The organism is Nostoc sp. ChiQUE02 (assembly GCF_034531305.2).
GTDB lineage: Bacteria > Cyanobacteriota > Cyanobacteriia > Cyanobacteriales > Nostocaceae > Nostoc.
In genome coordinates this window covers 1-17,633 of the sequence record NZ_JAVRBN020000011.1, presented here as the reverse complement: position 1 = coordinate 17,633, position 17,633 = coordinate 1, and the positions used below count along the sequence as shown (strand labels likewise).

The 17,633-nt window shown below is 41.1% G+C and carries 17 protein-coding genes; 8 read left to right on the top strand and 9 right to left on the bottom strand.

The window, feature by feature from the left end; translation table 11 throughout:
- The first annotated feature begins 4 nt into the window (after positions 1 to 4).
- Together RM347_RS13880 and RM347_RS13875 are read left to right on the top strand one after the other, a co-directional pair.
- Positions 5 to 214, top strand: a complete 210-nt coding sequence (locus tag RM347_RS13880; RefSeq protein WP_322717169.1) for a hypothetical protein — start codon at positions 5 to 7, stop codon at positions 212 to 214.
- Between the two features lie 700 nt (positions 215 to 914).
- On the top strand, positions 915 to 1,238 hold the full coding sequence (locus tag RM347_RS13875; RefSeq protein ID WP_322717168.1) for a hypothetical protein: 324 nt from the start codon (positions 915 to 917) through the stop codon (positions 1,236 to 1,238).
- A 134-nt stretch (positions 1,239 to 1,372) separates the two neighbouring features.
- On the opposite strand, the gene RM347_RS13870 is transcribed toward RM347_RS13875, so the two are convergent.
- Positions 1,373 to 1,852: a beta-lactamase hydrolase domain-containing protein gene (locus RM347_RS13870; protein ID WP_322717167.1), complete on the bottom strand. Its 480-nt coding sequence runs from the start codon at positions 1,850 to 1,852 to the stop codon at positions 1,373 to 1,375.
- Between the two features lie 517 nt (positions 1,853 to 2,369).
- Between RM347_RS13870 and RM347_RS13865 the strand changes: the two genes are divergently transcribed.
- The gene (locus tag RM347_RS13865; protein WP_322717166.1) at positions 2,370 to 2,864 is read left to right on the top strand and encodes a GNAT family N-acetyltransferase; all 495 of its coding nucleotides are present in this window, start codon (positions 2,370 to 2,372) and stop codon (positions 2,862 to 2,864) included.
- Between the two features lie 337 nt (positions 2,865 to 3,201).
- A complete protein-coding gene (locus RM347_RS13860; RefSeq protein WP_322717165.1) occupies positions 3,202 to 3,846 on the top strand; it encodes a TetR/AcrR family transcriptional regulator in 645 nt (214 codons plus the stop codon).
- On the opposite strand, the gene RM347_RS13855 is transcribed toward RM347_RS13860, so the two are convergent.
- Entirely contained in the window at positions 3,843 to 3,971 is a 129-nt protein-coding gene (locus RM347_RS13855) for a hypothetical protein (protein ID WP_322717164.1), read from the bottom strand. The two genes, RM347_RS13860 and RM347_RS13855, sit on opposite strands and share 4 nt — an antisense overlap.
- A 163-nt stretch (positions 3,972 to 4,134) precedes the next feature.
- Here RM347_RS13855 and RM347_RS13850 point away from each other — a divergent pair, with 163 nt between their 5' ends.
- Positions 4,135 to 4,944 carry a hypothetical protein gene (locus RM347_RS13850; RefSeq protein ID WP_322717163.1) on the top strand — a complete coding sequence of 270 codons (810 nt, stop codon included), beginning with the start codon at positions 4,135 to 4,137 and terminating at the stop codon, positions 4,942 to 4,944.
- 2 nt (positions 4,945 to 4,946) lie between these two features.
- Here the strand turns inward: RM347_RS13850 and RM347_RS13845 are convergent, their stop codons facing one another.
- Together RM347_RS13845 and RM347_RS13840 are read right to left on the bottom strand one after the other, a co-directional pair.
- Entirely contained in the window at positions 4,947 to 5,696 is a 750-nt protein-coding gene (locus tag RM347_RS13845) for an SDR family NAD(P)-dependent oxidoreductase (RefSeq protein WP_322717162.1), read from the bottom strand.
- Between the two features lie 80 nt (positions 5,697 to 5,776).
- On the bottom strand, positions 5,777 to 7,231 hold the full coding sequence (locus RM347_RS13840) for an MFS transporter (RefSeq protein ID WP_322717161.1): 1,455 nt from the start codon (positions 7,229 to 7,231) through the stop codon (positions 5,777 to 5,779).
- Positions 7,232 to 8,012: 781 nt separating this feature from the next.
- Between RM347_RS13840 and RM347_RS13835 the strand changes: the two genes are divergently transcribed.
- Positions 8,013 to 8,960: a glycosyltransferase family 2 protein gene (locus tag RM347_RS13835; RefSeq protein WP_322717160.1), complete on the top strand. Its 948-nt coding sequence runs from the start codon at positions 8,013 to 8,015 to the stop codon at positions 8,958 to 8,960.
- A gap of 75 nt (positions 8,961 to 9,035) precedes the next feature.
- Here RM347_RS13835 and RM347_RS13830 read toward each other — a convergent pair whose 3' ends face one another.
- The 3 genes from RM347_RS13830 to RM347_RS13820 are packed head-to-tail and all read right to left on the bottom strand — an operon-like array spanning position 9,036 to position 11,917.
- Positions 9,036 to 9,779 carry a hypothetical protein gene (locus RM347_RS13830; protein WP_322717300.1) on the bottom strand — a complete coding sequence of 248 codons (744 nt, stop codon included), beginning with the start codon at positions 9,777 to 9,779 and terminating at the stop codon, positions 9,036 to 9,038.
- 33 nt (positions 9,780 to 9,812) lie between these two features.
- On the bottom strand, positions 9,813 to 10,553 hold the full coding sequence (locus RM347_RS13825) for a ParB N-terminal domain-containing protein (protein WP_322717159.1): 741 nt from the start codon (positions 10,551 to 10,553) through the stop codon (positions 9,813 to 9,815).
- Positions 10,553 to 11,917 (bottom strand): AAA family ATPase, encoded by a 1,365-nt coding sequence (locus tag RM347_RS13820; RefSeq protein ID WP_322717158.1) that lies wholly within the window; start codon positions 11,915 to 11,917, stop codon positions 10,553 to 10,555. Before RM347_RS13820 ends, RM347_RS13825 begins: the two co-directional genes overlap by 1 nt.
- A gap of 248 nt (positions 11,918 to 12,165) precedes the next feature.
- Here RM347_RS13820 and RM347_RS13815 point away from each other — a divergent pair, with 248 nt between their 5' ends.
- Positions 12,166 to 12,537, top strand: a complete 372-nt coding sequence (locus RM347_RS13815; RefSeq protein ID WP_322717157.1) for a zinc ribbon domain-containing protein — start codon at positions 12,166 to 12,168, stop codon at positions 12,535 to 12,537.
- A 98-nt stretch (positions 12,538 to 12,635) separates the two neighbouring features.
- Here the strand turns inward: RM347_RS13815 and nblS are convergent, their stop codons facing one another.
- Together nblS and purD are read right to left on the bottom strand one after the other, a co-directional pair.
- On the bottom strand, positions 12,636 to 14,582 hold the full coding sequence (nblS, locus tag RM347_RS13810; protein WP_322717156.1) for a two-component system sensor histidine kinase NblS: 1,947 nt from the start codon (positions 14,580 to 14,582) through the stop codon (positions 12,636 to 12,638).
- Positions 14,583 to 14,714: 132 nt separating this feature from the next.
- Entirely contained in the window at positions 14,715 to 15,992 is a 1,278-nt protein-coding gene (gene purD, locus RM347_RS13805; RefSeq protein ID WP_322717155.1) for a phosphoribosylamine--glycine ligase, read from the bottom strand.
- Positions 15,993 to 16,437: 445 nt separating this feature from the next.
- Here purD and RM347_RS13800 point away from each other — a divergent pair, with 445 nt between their 5' ends.
- The gene (locus RM347_RS13800; RefSeq protein ID WP_322717154.1) at positions 16,438 to 17,388 is read left to right on the top strand and encodes an NAD-dependent epimerase/dehydratase family protein; all 951 of its coding nucleotides are present in this window, start codon (positions 16,438 to 16,440) and stop codon (positions 17,386 to 17,388) included.
- The last annotated feature ends 245 nt before the right edge of the window (positions 17,389 to 17,633 follow it).

Below are 17,633 nucleotides of genomic sequence, written 5' to 3'. Positions count from 1 at the left end.
TTTTATGATTGATCGCTTTGTGAATCTAGTTTTTATCGATTCCTTCTCTCTGGTAATTAACCTGACGTTTGGTACATTGCTTCGCACTAAAATCTGCAACTATTCATGGGATGGAATCGTAGTTGATCAGCCTTCAACACCAGAAAGTAGCACTAGTTCTTCTGAATCGCCACCATCCTTGGAGGAAGTAGATATAACCACTCCTATTTCATGAACCTTGCCTGCTATTGTTGTCGAACGCGATTGCTCCAATCATTTTAGTTCAAACGCAACGAACTAAGTAATCTGTCGTCAAACAGAAGTCTAAACTAACACTTAGCAAACAAAAAGCAGCGTAATTTTCCTGGATTTATAGTCATCGAACTCAGTTGGGAAAATAACTAAGGTAATTTATGATATCCGGTTAAATTGTTCGCGGATATTCTAACTTTGTCCGCGAACACATCTTTTTTGTCCAAAGTTCAAAAGCTTTAGCAGAACTTATCGCTATTGATAAAGGTAAAACTTGAAATTCCTAACTCTAAAGGAATAGTTTAGCTGGATAAAGCAATGTCTATGATGAGCTATGCCTACGCTCGTTGATTTGTTTACAATTCTTCATTTTTAAATTTGAATTTTAAGATATAAAGAGTTTTATTGAGCAGTAATACTCACTGACTTATTTACAATTCTTGACTTTCAACTTTTCAAGTAAAGTTTATTGTCTTTTAAATTCAACAGCCCCGGTCAACTGTTAGTCTTTTAATTAATGAAAGCAAGATTTGAGCGTGATTATATGCGTCTCAATTGCTTAACAAAGCTTAAAAGTTCGATAATTAGCGTTAATTTTATAGCGATTAGTTAGTTCTTCAGGAATCTCCAAGAGTTTACATTCACCAAGTACACAACTTCCACAAACCGAACTCCGAAACCCGATGATGAATCATTACTCACTTCAATGGATTGAGGCATGGTGCCAAGAAAATGGCTGGACAGATTTATTTGTCGAGCGACGTAACAACTTTTGGGCTTTCCCTCCGGGTGGGGTAATGCCGGAACCAATTCCAGTTCACGTTCTCAGAGTGATTAAAGCCGAAAAAGGACTGACTTTTGAAGAGCGATTGTGGTCGATGTCAGCAGTAGCTGGCACAATCCTAGCTGTTCTTTTTACCTTTTGGTTTCAATCGCCGATGCCATTAGTTTTAGCTTTCGCTTTTAACGCCGTTACGGTGGCACAATTTGAACTTGAAGATGCCTAAATTCTTATTTTGGGCTTTGCTATTAAAAACTGCTCTTGTCTACTTTCAGCAAGAGCAGTTTTTAATTTAATGATTTGTATAGCAACCGTCTAGGCTATTAGGACATAACAATTAGAAATCACTAACACCTAAGATCAGCTAGCAGCTACAGCTACCTTCGCGTGTTTGTTAACGTAGTCTACAAATAATTGCTTCAATCGCGGACTAACGCCAGCGTGCTCAAAGAATCCAAAGCCTAGATTCCGAGCCTTTGCTAAGGTTTCCTCTGGTGTTAATCCTTCCTGGATAGCGATACTTAAGAGCGCAATTCCAGTTGATCGCATCCCGGCTGCACAATGCACAACTGCTGGTTTAGGGATTTGTTCCAGTGTAGTAAGGATTTTGGTAATCACCTCTTCATTCAAGTTTTTCAGATCCACCTTGAGTGGAACATTTTGATAATACAGCCCCAATGCTTCCGCTACTTTTTGCTCATCCTGAGAAAATCCTAGCTCATCAGGCGATCGCAGATTTAGAACGGACTTAAAACCTTCTTGGATAGCTTGCTCAAGCTGTTTTGGTATGACTTGTCCTGTAGTTGTCAAGTTTTCGTTAATCTGTATGGCGTTGATCACATTCACTCCTTTTGACTTTCTAATGTCTTCCAGCTTGGTAAACACTCTAAGAGAGCAAGCTTTGAGAAGATATTCAAATAAACACGGCAAAATTAGACAAATATCAACAGATATTGCTTGATTACTTCAAAATTTGCTTTTTGAAGTCGGTTATTTTATTGCTTTATCTATAATATACGGTTTGCCGATAGATTTAGTGGTGATTAAAGCTTGTTATGCTTTTTGCCGATAAGATTAGCGTAATTTATATTTCCGGAGTTATACTATTGGGCAAGTTGGGGGAAGAACGCTGCTCTGGGACTAGGTACAGGGAAAAAGCTTTTTAAAATTTTGTGGTGGGTAAGAGCAAGGAACATAATTTTTCCATTTTGCACCCAATCCCCAGTCCCCAACCCCAATATGTTGCGATGTCTACAACGGTCTACACCTACGCAACTAAAATTTCTTATAACCAAAGTTGATATCTTTGTATCAGAAAGTCAAACTAGCATATAATCTGAATCCCAGCCCTGAATCTATGAGCGCTAACGAAATATCTCTTCGACCTGCCCAGGAAACAGATGCGTGGGTTCTGAGTGCAATTCATATTGCTGCTATTAAAGCTCTGCCTGCAACTTTGTACACCCAAAAAGAACTTTTAGCTTGGCGTAATTACCGTGACAAACCTGATGGTTCAAATATCTTGAAGAGTATGAAAGTGGAAACTTTCTGGGTTGCGATCGAGGGAGATGTTGTTATAGGTTTTGCTAGTTTCATTGTTGATGAACTTATCGGACTGTATGTCCATCCTAAATATCAAGGTAAAGGGATTGGCCGTGCTCTAGTTCAACATTTTTGCGACGAAGCAACTGAGCAAGGAATAGATAAGGTGATTACAACTGCTAGCCTTTATGCCGAAGGGTTTTATTTACGACTGGGATTTACTGCCATCCAAAGAGCACCTCATTATTTGAGAAGTGGGATAGTTGTTCCAGTTACTAAAATGAGTAAAACATTAGGGACTTTCAATTAAAAAAATCGGCGTTGCAGAACGGTGGGATGAATTGGGGCAAGCAGGGGAGGCAGCACTTCGACTCCCTTCCCTACGGGACGCTACGCGTAGCTTGCTTCCCCGGAGGGGTACGACTACGCTCAGGGCAAGTCGCTCAGTGACCGGGAGGCAGGGGAGGAATTTTAAAAGTTACGAAATATCCCTCTGTCTCTGCAACGCCAAAAAATTTTAAATACATCTGCCTGGCTGATGACTGCTAGGATGGCGATACCTTTCCTTTCGTACGGGAGGGACGCTGCGCCAATAAAACAACTTTTTCTACATCGCCTATGATGTAAGTAAGTACTTGCCAGCATAAATGAATAAAACCATCCGTTCATCAACTCTCACCCGTACACGTTTGATAGAAGCCGCCTCGCAGGTATTTGCCAGTTTAGGTGTTCAAGGAGCAACTACCCGTGAAATAGCTCGTGTTGCTGGTGTGAATGAGGTGACTTTATTTCGCCACTTTGCTAGCAAAGAACTACTTCTGGGAGCAGTAATGAAAAATGCCTTGGCACTTCAGACAGAAGCCCTTGCATACCCCGAAGCGTGGACGCAGGATCTAAAAATTGATTTAAGACAGTATGCTCATCTTTACAATAGTATGCTAGAGGCACAGGAAGACTTAATTCGTACCTTTATTGGAGAAGCCAAACGTCATCCTGAGGAAGCGAAACAAGTGATTCAAGAAGCTGCCAAGCCCTTAGGGGAAAAATTGGTAGCTTACCTGCAATCCAGTCAGAAACGAGGCACGGTCAGAGCAGACCTTGATCCATTTCCGGCAGTCGATATGTTTACAGGAATGCTGTTAGCTGGAATGCTATGTCGCAGTGCAAAGTTCAATCAAGGCAGCTATAGCTGTGAGGACTATATCGAAACCTGTGTAGAGATTTTTGTGCGCGGGATCAGTACTACTCCCGTCTCAGTTGTCAATACGGCTGTAACCCATGAGCCAAATTAGACAAGCTTTAGCGATCGCTGTAACTCATCTTTGCTCAGAGTAGTTAGCTTGATTCCAGAGTGTGATGCTTCTAATAGTCTCGTCTGTTCATTTCCGGCTTCGAGGTCGCTACGGCTGAGTAACATAATGTAGACTATTTACTTTTCTGTAAATTTTCAGTAATTTCACTATAACTTTAAGATAAATTAATTATTATATAACTCCCATTTCCGTAGGATTAAGAATAAGCACTAACTACAGGCAGCAGTAGCTTGATGATGCCATCCCACGAAATAAGGAGTAAGCTTTGTGGCATTTGCGACAAATCAATTATTAAAGTTCTCAATCAAATATTTACCAGCAATTGCCACCAAACTAGCAATTACAACTCTAATAGCAGTTCTACCGTTACCAGTTAAAGCAGTTACATTAGTAACTAGTCGTGCTGCTTTCGGTGGCAATGACGGAATTGATTGGTCAAGTTTGGGTAAAGTGTTCAATCCCTTTGCTCCCGATCCTTCGGCTTTTTTGCCTAACTTCTTTTCAGCAGTATCCGAAGGCGGTTTAGGTCTGGGTGTAAATGTATCTCAAGTTAATGATTCTGGTATTAGCCCACCTTTTGTTTTTCAAACCTCTTTTATACCCAAAGGCATTCCGACCAACTTTGCTGATGGCGATTTTCTTCTCTTCACAGGCTTTAACCCCAACAGTGGTTTTCCTGCCATTGGCAATCCAGGGCCTTTGACCATTAACTTTGATCAGCCTGTTTTTGGTGCTGGTACTCAAATAGCTGTAGATGATATTTTAGAATTCAACGCATTTGTCTCAGCTTTTGATAGTGCCAATAACCTACTGGGTACTTTCTCTGTACCGGGGACTTCTTCAGTAACATTGGATAATTCGGCATTGTTCCTTGGGATTCGCAGTGAAACTGCTAACATCTCGCGACTCGTTTTCAGCACTTCTGAGTCAAATAGGGCTTTGGGCATCAACAGGGTGAGCATTATTGCAGTTCCTGAACCAGGTTATACCGTGGCTATATTAGCTTTTGGTATTTCCGGTGCTATTTTGAGAGTACGCAAACGTAGTAAGGGCACGCCTGTTAAGCCTGCCCTTTAGCTTTAGTGTTCTTGTCCTGTTGGTCGGATGAGGATTTCGTTGACATTAACGCGCGGTGGTTGGGTGAGTGCGTAAACGATCGCAGCAGCAATGTCTTCGCTTTGCAGAGGTTGAATTGACTTGCGTCGTTCTTCGATCCGTTGTTTGGCAACGGGATCGGTAATTTGGTTGTCAATTTCCGTATCCACCAAACCTGGTTCAATAATGGTGACGCGGATGTTGTCCTTGTGGACTTCTTGGCGCAATGCTTCTGAGAGGGCATTCACACCCCATTTGGTAGCATTGTAAACACCGATACCCGCCCGTGCTGTCCGACCAGCCACTGAGGAGATATTGACTATATGCCCTGATTTTTGCGCCTTCAACAAAGGCAAAACAGCATGAGTAGCATATAGCAGTCCTAACACGTTGAGGTCAAAGGATCGCCGCCAGTCTGAGCTATTTCCAGCTTCAATAGTGCCGAGTAAGGCAATCCCTGCATTATTCACAAGGATATCGACCTTTCCCAATTCCGCATTTGCCTTAGCTACCAAGTTATTTACTTGGGTTTCATCAGTCACATCAGTAACAATAGGCAATGCCTTACCACCACTAGCTTCGATGCGTTCTGCTAATGCCTGAATGCGATCGCCCCGCCTAGCAGCGAGTACTACTGTTGCTCCAACTGAAGCCAAGGCGATCGCAGTTGCTTCTCCAATTCCCGCTGAAGCGCCAGTGATAATTGCGACTTTCCCCTCTAATTTACCTGTCATTTATCTAACTCCTTAATAATTGATAATTGAATATTGGGCATTGGAAAGAGGCAGAGAGCAGAGGGGAAAGAGGTAATTTTTTATTCTCCCCCTTGCTCCCTGCCCCCTGCTCCCTGCCTCTTACTGATCCTCAAAACAGATGCAATTGCTGCCCCACATAGTATTAGGGCTGAAAAACGAAAAGTTCCTTGGAACCCGGCAACGATCGCCTCAGGAGGGGCAACAGAGACATCTGCGCCCGCAGACATGCTAGCGATTAACGCTCCAAATACTGCCCCAATTAAAGAAACTCCTACCGTGTTACCTGAGGTACGTGACAAAGACAGCAGCCCAGAAGCAATCCCTAGTCGCTCCCTTGGTACTGCTCCCATAACAGTGCTATTGTTGGGCGATTGGAATAAACCCAGTCCAATGCCGTAAATAAAATAGCGCGATACATAGCCTAGCTCAGTAATTTGAGCATCAAAGGTGCTAATTCCTAGACAGCCGCCAATCATCAACCCCAGCCCAATTGAACTGATCAGTCGAGCACCAAAACGGTCTGAAAGTGTTCCAGCTAGTGGGGCAATTAACCCACTAAGTACAGGCGATACGGCTAATAGCAGCCCCACTTTTACCGTCGGATATTGCTTGACCCCTTCTAGAAAGAAAGGGACGATGAGTAGCGAACCGCCAATAACAGTGAATGCTAGCCAGCCACTCAGTAAACCCATACTCAACTGAAGATTGCGAAATAGGTGCAGTTCCAGTAGTGGCTGCTCTAAGATCGTTTCAACTACCAAAAAAGTTGTAAAACTCACGGCAGCGATCGCTAATAATAGCAATGCATTGTTACTGCCAAAGCCTTGGCTTTGCCCTAGCGTCATACCCAGCCCAAAACTACCCAGAGTCAATAAAGCCAATATGGCTCCAAAAAAGTCAAATTTCTGTTTGCCCTCAATGCGTACAGAAGGTGGTACCACCCTAGCTACTAAGAAACTAGCTATGATCCCCAACGGTACATTGATGAAGAATATACTATGCCAACCTGACCAGCTTAAGAGTAGTCCGCCAGCGGAAGGACCAAAAGCAATTCCCAGTGACACTACACTACCGATGACACCAACAGCCCGACCTCGTTCGGAAGAGGGAAAAACTTCTGTGATGATTGCCAAACCAAGTCCAGAGATGAACACAGCACCTAGTCCTTGAAGTGCCCGAAAGCCGATCAACCACTCAATACTAGGTGCAAAACCACACAACAGCGAACTGAAAGTGAACAAAACAAGTCCCCCCTGATATAAGGACTTTTTACCCCACATATCCCCCAGGCGCGTTGCCCCCAAAACTAAACCGGAACTGACTAACTGGTAACTCAATACAGCCCATTGGGTCGTAGGGAAACTAGTGTCAAAGGCTTGTACCAATGTAGGCAAAGCAACATTGATGATCCCCACATCTAGAGTAGACATGAACACCCCAAGTCCGACACCGAGTAAGACCCAATTTTTTTGAGAGCCTGACAAAGCCAGAGGTTGTGCTTGGAATTGTGCCAATGTTTAGCCTCCGCCTTTGACTTTACGGTTGTGAATAGTTTGCATACGTATATTCATTGTAGGGTGCTATCCTCATTACCAAGTTCAGGAAACTAAATTAGCCGCTTCCATCCAAGACTAGCTATGTATTTTGGTGTTTTTGTTCATAGCGATCGCATCGCAGCAGGCGCTTCGTTGATCAAAAATACTCTGGATTACTTGAAAAATTCAAGTTGATCCCAGGTATCGACTTCTCAAGCGGCAAAACTGGCTTTCCTACTTGTCATATATTTAGTAGAGTATCCAGGTCTTCCTAACTCCCAACTCCTCTGGCTATATCAACGATAGTATTAAATAAAGTACGGTAACTTGATAGGGCTATCGTATTTGATACTAATTAGCAAACTATCATAGACAACTCTAAGAAGCAAGCTCTAGAGGTGATGCGGAATAGGAAATATCAATTATTAAAGTCACATCTGCAACTTCAGCTAAGTATTTTGACTGTATAAAAATTAGTTATGTATGATTTATATCACCAGGCTGAAGAACTCGTCCGAAATCATCAGCGTTTTGCCAGGTTTTAATTATGTGTATATTATTAATTATTATTTGGGGATAATAGCTTAGGGGTTGTTTGAAAAGTTGTTTGTGATCTATCAAAGACTTGTCTATCCTCCTAAATCCTTCTTATAAAGGGGGACTTTAATTTATTTTCTCCCTTTTTTAAGGGGAGCTACTGCCGTTTTCTCGCTTGATATAAAGTTTCTATTTTCTATAGCTCCAGCTATTAGTATATAAAATGCCTAAGATTACTGTTTGCATTCCTACTTTTAATCGTGTTCATCTCCTTCCTTATGCCATTGACAGTGTACTAAATCAGTCTGAGCAAGACTTTGAGCTAATTGTTTGTGATGACGGTTCTAGCGATGGTACACCTGAGTTGATGTCACAGTACACAGATCAGCGGATTAAATATATCCGTCATCAGCAAAATATTGGTAAAAGTAATAATATGCGCTCTGGATTTGATGCTGCCAGCGGTGAATATTTTATTAAATTTGATGATGACGATCGGCTAACACCCAATTTCCTTGTAAGTACCGGAGCTATTCTTGATCAAGACTCTAGCATTGATTTTGTTGGTACAGACCATTGGATAATTGATATTAACAATGTGCGGGATGAGGCGAAAACTCAAGAAAATTCTCATCGCTGGGGTAGGAAGAATTTACCAGCAGGTGTTGTCGATAATTTGTTGGAAGTTGTATTTATTCAGCAAAGCTTTCAAGTTGGGGCAACATTATTTCGCCGTAAAACATTGCAAGAATTAGGATATATGCAGCCAAATCTGCAAAATTGTGAGGATAATGATTTATTTGTGCGTCTGGCTTTGGCTGGAAAAAAGGGCTATTACTTACCAGAATTATTGATGGAATATCGCTCCCATGCAGAACAGCAAGGTATCAATCGAGCCATTCCTTACTTATTTGATAAAATCCGGTATTTAGAAAATTATAAATTTGAGTCTGAAAAAATAGAGGCAATCAGGAAAAATCGTCTAACTGAAACGCAATTATTATTAGGTTTGCGTTTAATTGAAAAGGGTGAAACGCAGAAAGGCAGAGAGCTACTTTTAGCGGGACAGTCTTTTTCGACTACTAAAGCTTGGACTGGTTTAGGCTTATCGTTGTTACCAGTTGGGTTGCGAGGTAAGGCTTTTAGTGCACTGCGACAGGTGCGGGGTTAGGCATTGACATATTGTGCAACTGAGTTTTACCTCATGTGGAAAAGCTAACGCGAAACCGCAAATAAATTAGCAAATCTACCTATTTTGTGGAATAGTTGGGGTAGGTTGGTAAGTTGAGTTGGATCTCAATTGACTAATCACGAAGAATGTAGCAAGAGTTAAGGCTATGGATACGACTGCGATCGCTAAAGAGTTAGTCTTCCAAAAGCTTAGTTTTCCTTGCGTATAAGCCCTATTGGTTATATTTACTTCCCGCCTAGCTTCTTCTAAAATTGATTGGAGAGCATTTATCTGCTCATCTTCTAGTTCTGCATACCTATCTTGTCTAAAAGCATTTTCTATAATTTTTACCTTTTCCTCAGAAGATACTTGAGCAAGTTCTCTCCTGACAACTTCATACGGATTACTTTGCTTTACAGGTTGTGAGGATGGAGTTTGAGAGTTTGGTTGAAAATGTTGCTGATGAAATTTCTCCAGTTTTTCATGCTTGGCGGGTTGTGATGATTGATTTGGCAGAATCGGAGTATCTTGTCGAATCTCTTTTTTGGTAAAACTGTATACGTTATTTTGCGCTACAGATTTAGATGATTGATTTTGAGGTGTTCGGGGTTGAGTTGGGATACGCTGATTATTACCTATTTCATTTGTCTTCAATGACCATTTATACTCACTATCTTGGACAACCATATTCTTCAATGAAGAATATAAGTAATGGTTGACTTCCCGTCTTTCAACTCCCAGCATTTCAGCAATTTTTACTGCCCTTATGGGAGTACCACGTTTTAATATTTCAATAATTTTAGATTCCAGACTTTCCATATTAGCCACCAATTTTAACTTTATAGAATAAAGTCAGACTGTACCGTCTGCAAAACTGTCGATAATCTTTAGCATTGTTTTGTCACCTAAGCCTTTGATCCGATCTACGGCATTGCTAAAAGATTTGAATTTCCCATTGTCACGCTCACTGATTATTTTTTCAATTATTTTAATATTGATACCAACCCGTCTCAATTTAGAGGTAAGCTCAGATACACCCAAAGTATTAAGTGCCTCCAATGGTTCCATTGGCTTTGGAATTCGGTTTTCAATTTCCTTGAGTCTGTCATTAATATTTTTAATTTCAAGCCTAAACTCTGTCTGTAATTCAATAGTGCGGTTTTCAAAGCGTGATTCAAGATTTGTCATCCGAGATTCTGTGTTGGTAAAACGTGATTCCGTATTGATTAAACGGGATTCAGTACCATCTGAACTAGCAGATACATTGTTCGCAATAAAAGCTTTTGATTTTCTAAATAATTCAACTTGCTTCGTTAAAGTCTCCTCATTTTCAGACTCAATGATAAATACCCCAATCATTTCGCCCTTACGAGGATCTATCTCTCTAGCTCTAACAGCAGCATAATACTCAAAGTCTCCATCTATAACCTCGTATGATTGAAGACTTGTTCTGCGAACCACTATGGGATTAATAACGCCCTCAGAATCTAAAATTAATCGAGCAGCCTGTTCTAGTTCATCATCAGCAAAAATTGAACGAACTTTGTTTGAAGTAATTTTCTTTACAGCAACAAGTGATGTAGCTAATTTCATTAAGACAGCCCTATTTTTTCCAAAACTTCTATTGCTAACAACTCAAATTCATGTGCCGAAGTTGAGTCTGGTTTAAAATCTAGCACTGATATTGGGTCAGCTATTTCAATATCTCCAACAATCTGAATTCTTTCAGCGCATTTTGCCAAATCTTCTCTTTCATAAATTACAGCATTCATCACGTTAATACCATATCGACTATAAATCTTTTCTAGTCTATTTTTTAAAGTTGATTGTACAAATTTTGCATTTGTTGATATTTTAGAAGCTAGAACTCCTATGATTTCAATTGGTGGTTTTCTGATTTGTTTTCTAAATCCATTAATAGTTTTTATAAATTCTTTAACATTCGTTAATCCTTGGTTAGCGAAGGGTTTTAGATCAGATGGGATAATAAGAAAATCTGTAGCTATCAAGGCAATTTTGGCATATAGGTTTAAAGAAGGTGGTGTATCTATTAACACAACATCATATTGGTTTTTTACTTTCTCTAGCTTTTCAATCAGTATTAGCCTGCTATAATCAAGTGCATTCAGTTCCGTTTCTAGTCTTATCAAATCAATGTGTGCAGGGACTACATAAATTTCTGGATTACTAAAATTAGATTTTCTGGCTACCTCTGCAATAGGATAAAAATCTTCTGATTGCAATACATGAAAAATATTAGAATCTTTTATATCATCAAACTCTTCATCATCAAACTTGACCAAACCAGTGGCAAATGTAGTATTGGCTTGGCTATCTAAATCAATAACTAGGACTCTTTTTCCCTTTTTCCTAATAGCAGCAGCTAGATTAACTACAGTAGTTGTCTTACCTACGCCACCTTTGTTATGGTAAACCGCAATTATTTTCATTGAATGTTTCCTATCTGTTTCAAAATTGGAATTATTTTCAGTGATTTGAACTTCTGCTTTATCTACGAACTGTCCTTCTTTTAAACTCTCTCTACCAATTAAATCTTTAATCTTCTCTAATTTCGGCTCAACTTCTTTCCCAGAACATTGAAATATTAATTGAATATCAGTCTGAAATTTTTGATAAATTCTAATTTCTTTGCCATTAGTCAGCAATCCATATCGCACGTTCAAGCTGGTTAAATAATGCCTGAGCCGGAGGACATGATTATTTAAGTTTTGTTTGGGATGCTTTGCCTCCATAACGACACTCAGCGGTGAGTTGGCATCTAAGACAAAGGGAATCACCTGTGCAGCAAATGCTAAGAAATCTAAGCGGATGCTACCAACGGCAACCTCTTGATGCCAGGTGTCAGGAGTATAACCTAGCTGCGGTAGCAAATATTGCACTATGAGTTTGCTTTCAACTTCGCTTTCGTTACGGCACAGCTCAGGATTAAAAGGCAATATTTTTCTACCTCTAAATAATTATTGGACTTGGGATAAGACCTGATATTTGCTAGATTATGGCATAGTCTTAATTATGTTGAGTGATAGAAATCACTTAGGAATATATAAATAATCATCATAAAAGCTGATGAAATAGCCAATTTTGAGAGCTAGCTATAATCAAAAATAATAGGCTACGTATGTATTTCCCCATTACCTTTGTAAATGGATAGAATCAAGGTGTTTACCTATTTGCGCTAAAGGTTTTGGCTACTGCATCTTGTCCCCATTGCCATCAGCTCGTTGAGAATCAAGCTATTAGTTGTCCCTATTGCCGGACAACACTCAAAGCTTACGGTCATCCCGGTATTCCATTGCACCGCGCCACTGGGGACGGGTATCTGTGCGACACCTGCACCTATCACGCTGATGATACTTGCAATTTTCCGCAGCGTCCCTACGCCAAAGACTGTACCCTCTACCAAAATATTGAAGAGACAAAGTTAGAGTTAAAACAGCAGCGTTACACTAACAGTTTTGCAGTAACTGTGAAAAGTTGGGTAAAACGCAATCAGGCTGTGCTGTTGCTATTAGGTTTATTATTGGTCTGTTTAGTATTCGTTATTTCAACATCTTGATTTGTTTTTCCTAAAGAGTAAAGGGAAGCAGGGAGAGATGGGGAATGAATTAATAACTAATGCCCAATCCCCCATATCCAATACACAATCACTAACCTTCAAGCTGTGGTAATTTTGGATGCTTCAGCAACAGGCTCAATCAATATGGGTGGCGCTTTTTCGTCAAAGGCGGCTAAGTCGAACCAAAAAGTGGTGCCAATGCCGACTTCACTCACCAGATGGACTTTACTACGATGTCTGTCGATGATATTTCTGACAATCGATAAACCTAAACCCGTGCCTTCTAGAGTGTGTACTCGGTTTTCTACACGGAAGAAACGTTCAAAAATTGAGTGTTGATCTTCTGTGGCGATGCCAATTCCTGTATCGGAGATTTCAATCCGCACTGGAGGAGATTGGGTGTGATTGGGTATGAAATCTAGTTGGTAGGCTCGGATTGCCACTTTACCACCGGCTTTTGTGAATTTGAGGGCATTACCAATCAGGTTGCCAAACACTTGTACTAATAGATCGTAATTACCCATTACCAGGGGCAAATTAGGAGCAACTTCCTGAACAAGTTCAACACCTTTATCTTTGGCATTGAGTTGGTAAGTACGCAGTGTTTGCTCGATCGCTTGGGCTAAATCTACGCCATCGAAGCTGTAGTTGCGACCAGATTCGAGTTTTGACAAATCCAAAACATCGTTAACTAGGCGGGTTAGGCGATCGGTTTCATGGTTCACAGTTTGCAGAAACTCTTGCCGTTCTTGTAAAGCTAAGTCTTCGCCGTAGTCGTGCAGGGTTTCAATATAAGTTTTGATGTTGAATAGAGGCGTTCGCAGTTCGTGAGAAACGTTGCTGATAAATTGGCTTTTTGCATCGTTTAGTTCGACCTCACGGGTTATATCTTGGATAGTAATCGCAATGCCTTTGATGCTTTCCCTTTGCAAGTTGAGTACTGTAGTCAAGAGAATGCGGATCGTCCGCGGAGTGGGTTGGTTTATAAAAATTCGGAATTCGGCGCTTTCGCACTCGCCTGCTGCCATTTCGTACAAAGGACGGGTGATTTCCATTTGTACCGCTGGGGGCAAGTGATGTAAGACATTGCAGCCCACCACATCAGCGGCTTCCCAGCCAAAAATTCGCTCTGCTGTGGGGTTGACTAAAATCACCTGCATGTTGTTATCAATCAATACAGCCCCATCTGCGATCGTCGAAACTAGGGTTTCTAGCTTGGCTTTTTCTGCGGTCAGTTCCTCAATATTCTGTTCTTCATAGCGCTCTAATCGCTCTCCCATCTCATTAAAGCTTAAAATTAACTCCCCCAGTTCGCCCCCTAAAGGTAAATCAATGCGCTGCTTGAAATTCCCGGTAGCAATTTGCTTCACCCCTACAAGCAGTTCTTTAATGGGCTTGGTAATGGTCAAGGCGTTAATTACTCCTGCCAAAATCACCATTACCCAAATCGTGATAAAAACGGCAATAGTGACATCGCGGGTAAAATTAGTGGAAATGACAGCAGTCTGATTGGGATTGATACCGATCGCTAATACACCTAAGTATTTTTGATTGACAATCAGGGGAATAAATACATCAGTGACTGTCCCATCTGGGGTCATATGTTGCCGCACCATCGGCTTTTCCCCATCACCAGGGTAATCTTCTGGCAGTTGTATCCGCCGTTTAATGGTGAGGGAGTTTTCTACCTCAGCTTCCCAAAAAGGAATGCCAAAAAAGATTTCCCCGGTTTCATCAGCGTAGAGCATATAACGCACACTAGAGGTGCTGCTATAGAAACGTTGGGAAAATTGGGCAACCTCAGTCAGATTATTGTCAGCAACTAAGGGAGCAACGTTGGCAGCAAGCAGCAGCCCCAAATCACGGCCGAAGCGGGTGTCATTCATCCGCGCATCCTGCTGAATTGTATTTACAGCCCAGAAGGTCAAACCACTCATCACCAACGAAACTACCATTGTGGCCACAGCCAACAGTTTGGTCTGGAGGGTGAACTCCGACCACCAACTAGCGATCGCATCTCGAATTGTTTTTAACAGACTTAGCATCTTAAATAAAGTTGTTAGTAGTCTTTGTTATAAAGCCCAACAACTAAAAAATTAACAGTTAATTTGACAAATATGTTAGGGGGATGGAGCATTGGGCATTAGGTATGGTGAATAACTCCACACTCCCAACTCCTAACTCCTAACTCTATAACCGATATCTCTTCGGTAATATATCCCCTCAAACTGAATATATTTGATACTAGCGTAGGCTTGGGCGATCGCTTGCTCAAAATTTTCTCCGATTCCAGTCACATTTAGTACTCGTCCCCCATCTGTGACTACTTGTTGTTGCTGGTTCAATTTCGTACCTGCATGAAATACAGTTGCTCCTGTTTTTTCTGCTTCTTCAATGCCAGTAATGACCTGGCCTTTATTATATTCTCCTGGATAACCACCTGAAGCTGCAACGACAGTGGCAGATGTTCCCCCTTTCCAAGCAATGGGCGGCAATTCACTTAATCGCTGTTGTACACAAGCTAGAAGCAACTCTTCTAGCGGGGTTTCTAACAGTGGCAAAATCACCTGGGTTTCTGGATCGCCAAAGCGACAGTTAAATTCCAAAACTTTCAAGTCACCATCGGGTGCAATCATTAATCCAGCATACAGTACACCTCGGTAATCAATGCCTTTCGCTCGTAAGGTTGCGATCGCTCTTTCTAAGACTTCTGTTTGAATGCGTGCCATCAACTCTGGCGTAGCAATCGGTGCTGGGGCATAGGCTCCCATCCCACCAGTATTTTCCCCTATATCACCCTCACCAATCCGCTTATGGTCTTGAGCTGGCAGCAAGGGTCTAATTGTTAACCCATCGGTCAACGCTAAAACTGACACCTCTTGCCCAATCAAACATTCTTCAATGACGACAAATTCACCAGCACTGCCAAATTGTCCCTGAAAAATCGCATCAACGGCACTTTCTGCCTGTTCAACTGTTTCAGCCACCGTTACACCCTTACCAGCCGCCAAGCCATCAGCTTTGACGACAATTGGTGCTCCCTGAGATTTGACGTAAGATTTCGCTGCTGCTGCCTCTGTAAATACCGCAGCCCTGGCCGTCGGAATCCCTGCTTCTTGCATCAAGGCTTTTGCCCAAGCTTTACTCGCCTCAATTTGCGCTCCGGCTCTGACTGGGCCAAATACCATCAATCCTTTGCCTTGGAGGTAATCTGTGATTCCCTTAGACAGGGGGACTTCTGGCCCAACTACTACCAGAGTTATGCCATGTTCTAGAGCATATCGGCTCATGCCTTCAAAATCATCTACTCCCAGGGGCAAGTTCTGGCAACGTTCCATACTTGCTGTGCCCCCATTCCCTGGTACACAGACAACTTGCTCAATTTGCTTAGATTGCAACAGTTTCCATGCCAGAGCGTGTTCGCGCCCCCCATTACCTACAACTAAAACTTTCACTGATTTCCTCGTGCGTCCCTTGCGAAACGAGAATGCCTTAGCAGCTCTCGCGGATCAATTTTTTCATTAATTCTCACACTTGTGCAAGCCACTTATTAATAAGTATATATGCATAAAACAATATAACTATGCAATAAAGTTACTCTATTATGACATGTCTAACTGTAATTATTCCGAATTTACTGACCTTTTTATATATTGAATTTCAACTGGATTTATTCTGAAAATTAAATTTATTAATTAGTTAAATTATGATTTTTATTGTTAGCAATTACTAAATAAAATTAATAATCAGTTTTACATACAAGTATATTAGTTTAATTATCTGGTATGTGAGAATACTAAAATAATGGATTGATAAAAATATAAAATAAAAACGGATTATTGATTATAATTATTAACCTGTGAATATAGAAATAAATCAGGATATAACAAAATAGACAACATGGCTAAAATTATCGTTACTGGAGCCGCCGGCTTTATTGGTTCTCAACTTGCGGAAACATTGCTACAAGAAGGGAAAGAAGTAATTGGGATTGATGAATTCAATGATTACTACGATCCTATGTTAAAGCATAACAATGTTGCACACTTACATCAGTTACCTGGTTTTACATTAATTGAAGGAGATATTCAGTTTTTAGATTGGCAGAAACTCCTAAAAGATGTTGATGTAGTTTACCATCAAGCAGCCCAAGCAGGTGTCAGAGCAAGTTGGGGTAAAGCTTTTCGAGGTTATACAGAACGAAATATTAATGCTACACAAGTTTTGCTAGAAGCAGCTAAGGATGCTAAACACCTGAAAAGGTTAGTGTTTGCCTCTTCATCGAGTGTATATGGTGATGCGGAAACATTACCTACCCACGAGCAAATTTGTCCTCAACCAGTTTCTCCTTACGGTATTACTAAGCTAGCAGCAGAGTTTTTGTGTGAACTGTATCACAAAAACTTTGGCGTGCCTTGTGTGACATTGCGCTATTTCACTGTTTATGGCCCCAAACAGCGCCCAGATATGGCATTTCATAAGTTCTTTCAATCCATTTTGCAAGATGAGGCAATTCCTATTTACGGCGATGGCCAGCAAACGCGGGAGTTTACGTTTGTTAGTGATATCATCGCCGCCAATTTAGCCGCATCCACTGCACCCCAAGCAGTAGGAGAAATCTTTAATATCGGTGGCGGTAGTAGAGTGGTTTTAGCAGAAGTCTTGGATACGATTGAAGAAATTGTCAGGAAACCAATCAAAAGAAAGCATATAGAAAAGGCGATGGGAGATGCCCGTCACACTGCTGCTGATGTATCTAAAGCGCAGAAAATTCTCGGATATCAACCGCAAGTCTCCCTGAGAGAGGGTTTGATAGAGGAATGGGAGTGGGTTAAATCTTTGTATTCCTAATACCATTTCATAAAATTCTTGTTAAAAATGCGTTGGTAGTGGCGTACAGTTATACGCCCCTACAGCCGATTAATTTGTTGCAACGTGCGGGAGCATCCCAATTTTGCAAGAAGAGAGTGAGAGTGAAAATATATTCGCGAGTATCCATCGCGAATAAACGGGGGGCTATACTTCCACTGCGTAATTCGAGAGAATTAATGATGGAAAGAAACCTTCAAGAAGCCAATGACACCAGAAGACAAAAA

Excerpts from the sequence above, each read along its gene's own strand:
- RM347_RS13880 (WP_322717169.1), top strand. The coding sequence starts at position 5 with ATGATTGATCGCTTTGTGAATCTAGTTTTTATCGATTCCTTCTCTCTG.
- RM347_RS13875 (WP_322717168.1), top strand. The coding sequence starts at position 915 with ATGATGAATCATTACTCACTTCAATGGATTGAGGCATGGTGCCAAGAA.
- RM347_RS13865 (WP_322717166.1), top strand. The coding sequence starts at position 2,370 with ATGAGCGCTAACGAAATATCTCTTCGACCTGCCCAGGAAACAGATGCG.
- RM347_RS13860 (WP_322717165.1), top strand. The coding sequence starts at position 3,202 with ATGAATAAAACCATCCGTTCATCAACTCTCACCCGTACACGTTTGATA.
- RM347_RS13855 (WP_322717164.1), bottom strand. The coding sequence starts at position 3,971 with ATGTTACTCAGCCGTAGCGACCTCGAAGCCGGAAATGAACAGACGAGA.
- RM347_RS13845 (WP_322717162.1), bottom strand. The coding sequence starts at position 5,696 with ATGACAGGTAAATTAGAGGGGAAAGTCGCAATTATCACTGGCGCTTCA.
- RM347_RS13835 (WP_322717160.1), top strand. The coding sequence starts at position 8,013 with ATGCCTAAGATTACTGTTTGCATTCCTACTTTTAATCGTGTTCATCTC.
- RM347_RS13830 (WP_322717300.1), bottom strand. The coding sequence starts at position 9,779 with ATGGAAAGTCTGGAATCTAAAATTATTGAAATATTAAAACGTGGTACT.
- RM347_RS13825 (WP_322717159.1), bottom strand. The coding sequence starts at position 10,553 with ATGAAATTAGCTACATCACTTGTTGCTGTAAAGAAAATTACTTCAAAC.
- nblS (WP_322717156.1), bottom strand. The coding sequence starts at position 14,582 with ATGCTAAGTCTGTTAAAAACAATTCGAGATGCGATCGCTAGTTGGTGG.
- RM347_RS13800 (WP_322717154.1), top strand. The coding sequence starts at position 16,438 with ATGGCTAAAATTATCGTTACTGGAGCCGCCGGCTTTATTGGTTCTCAA.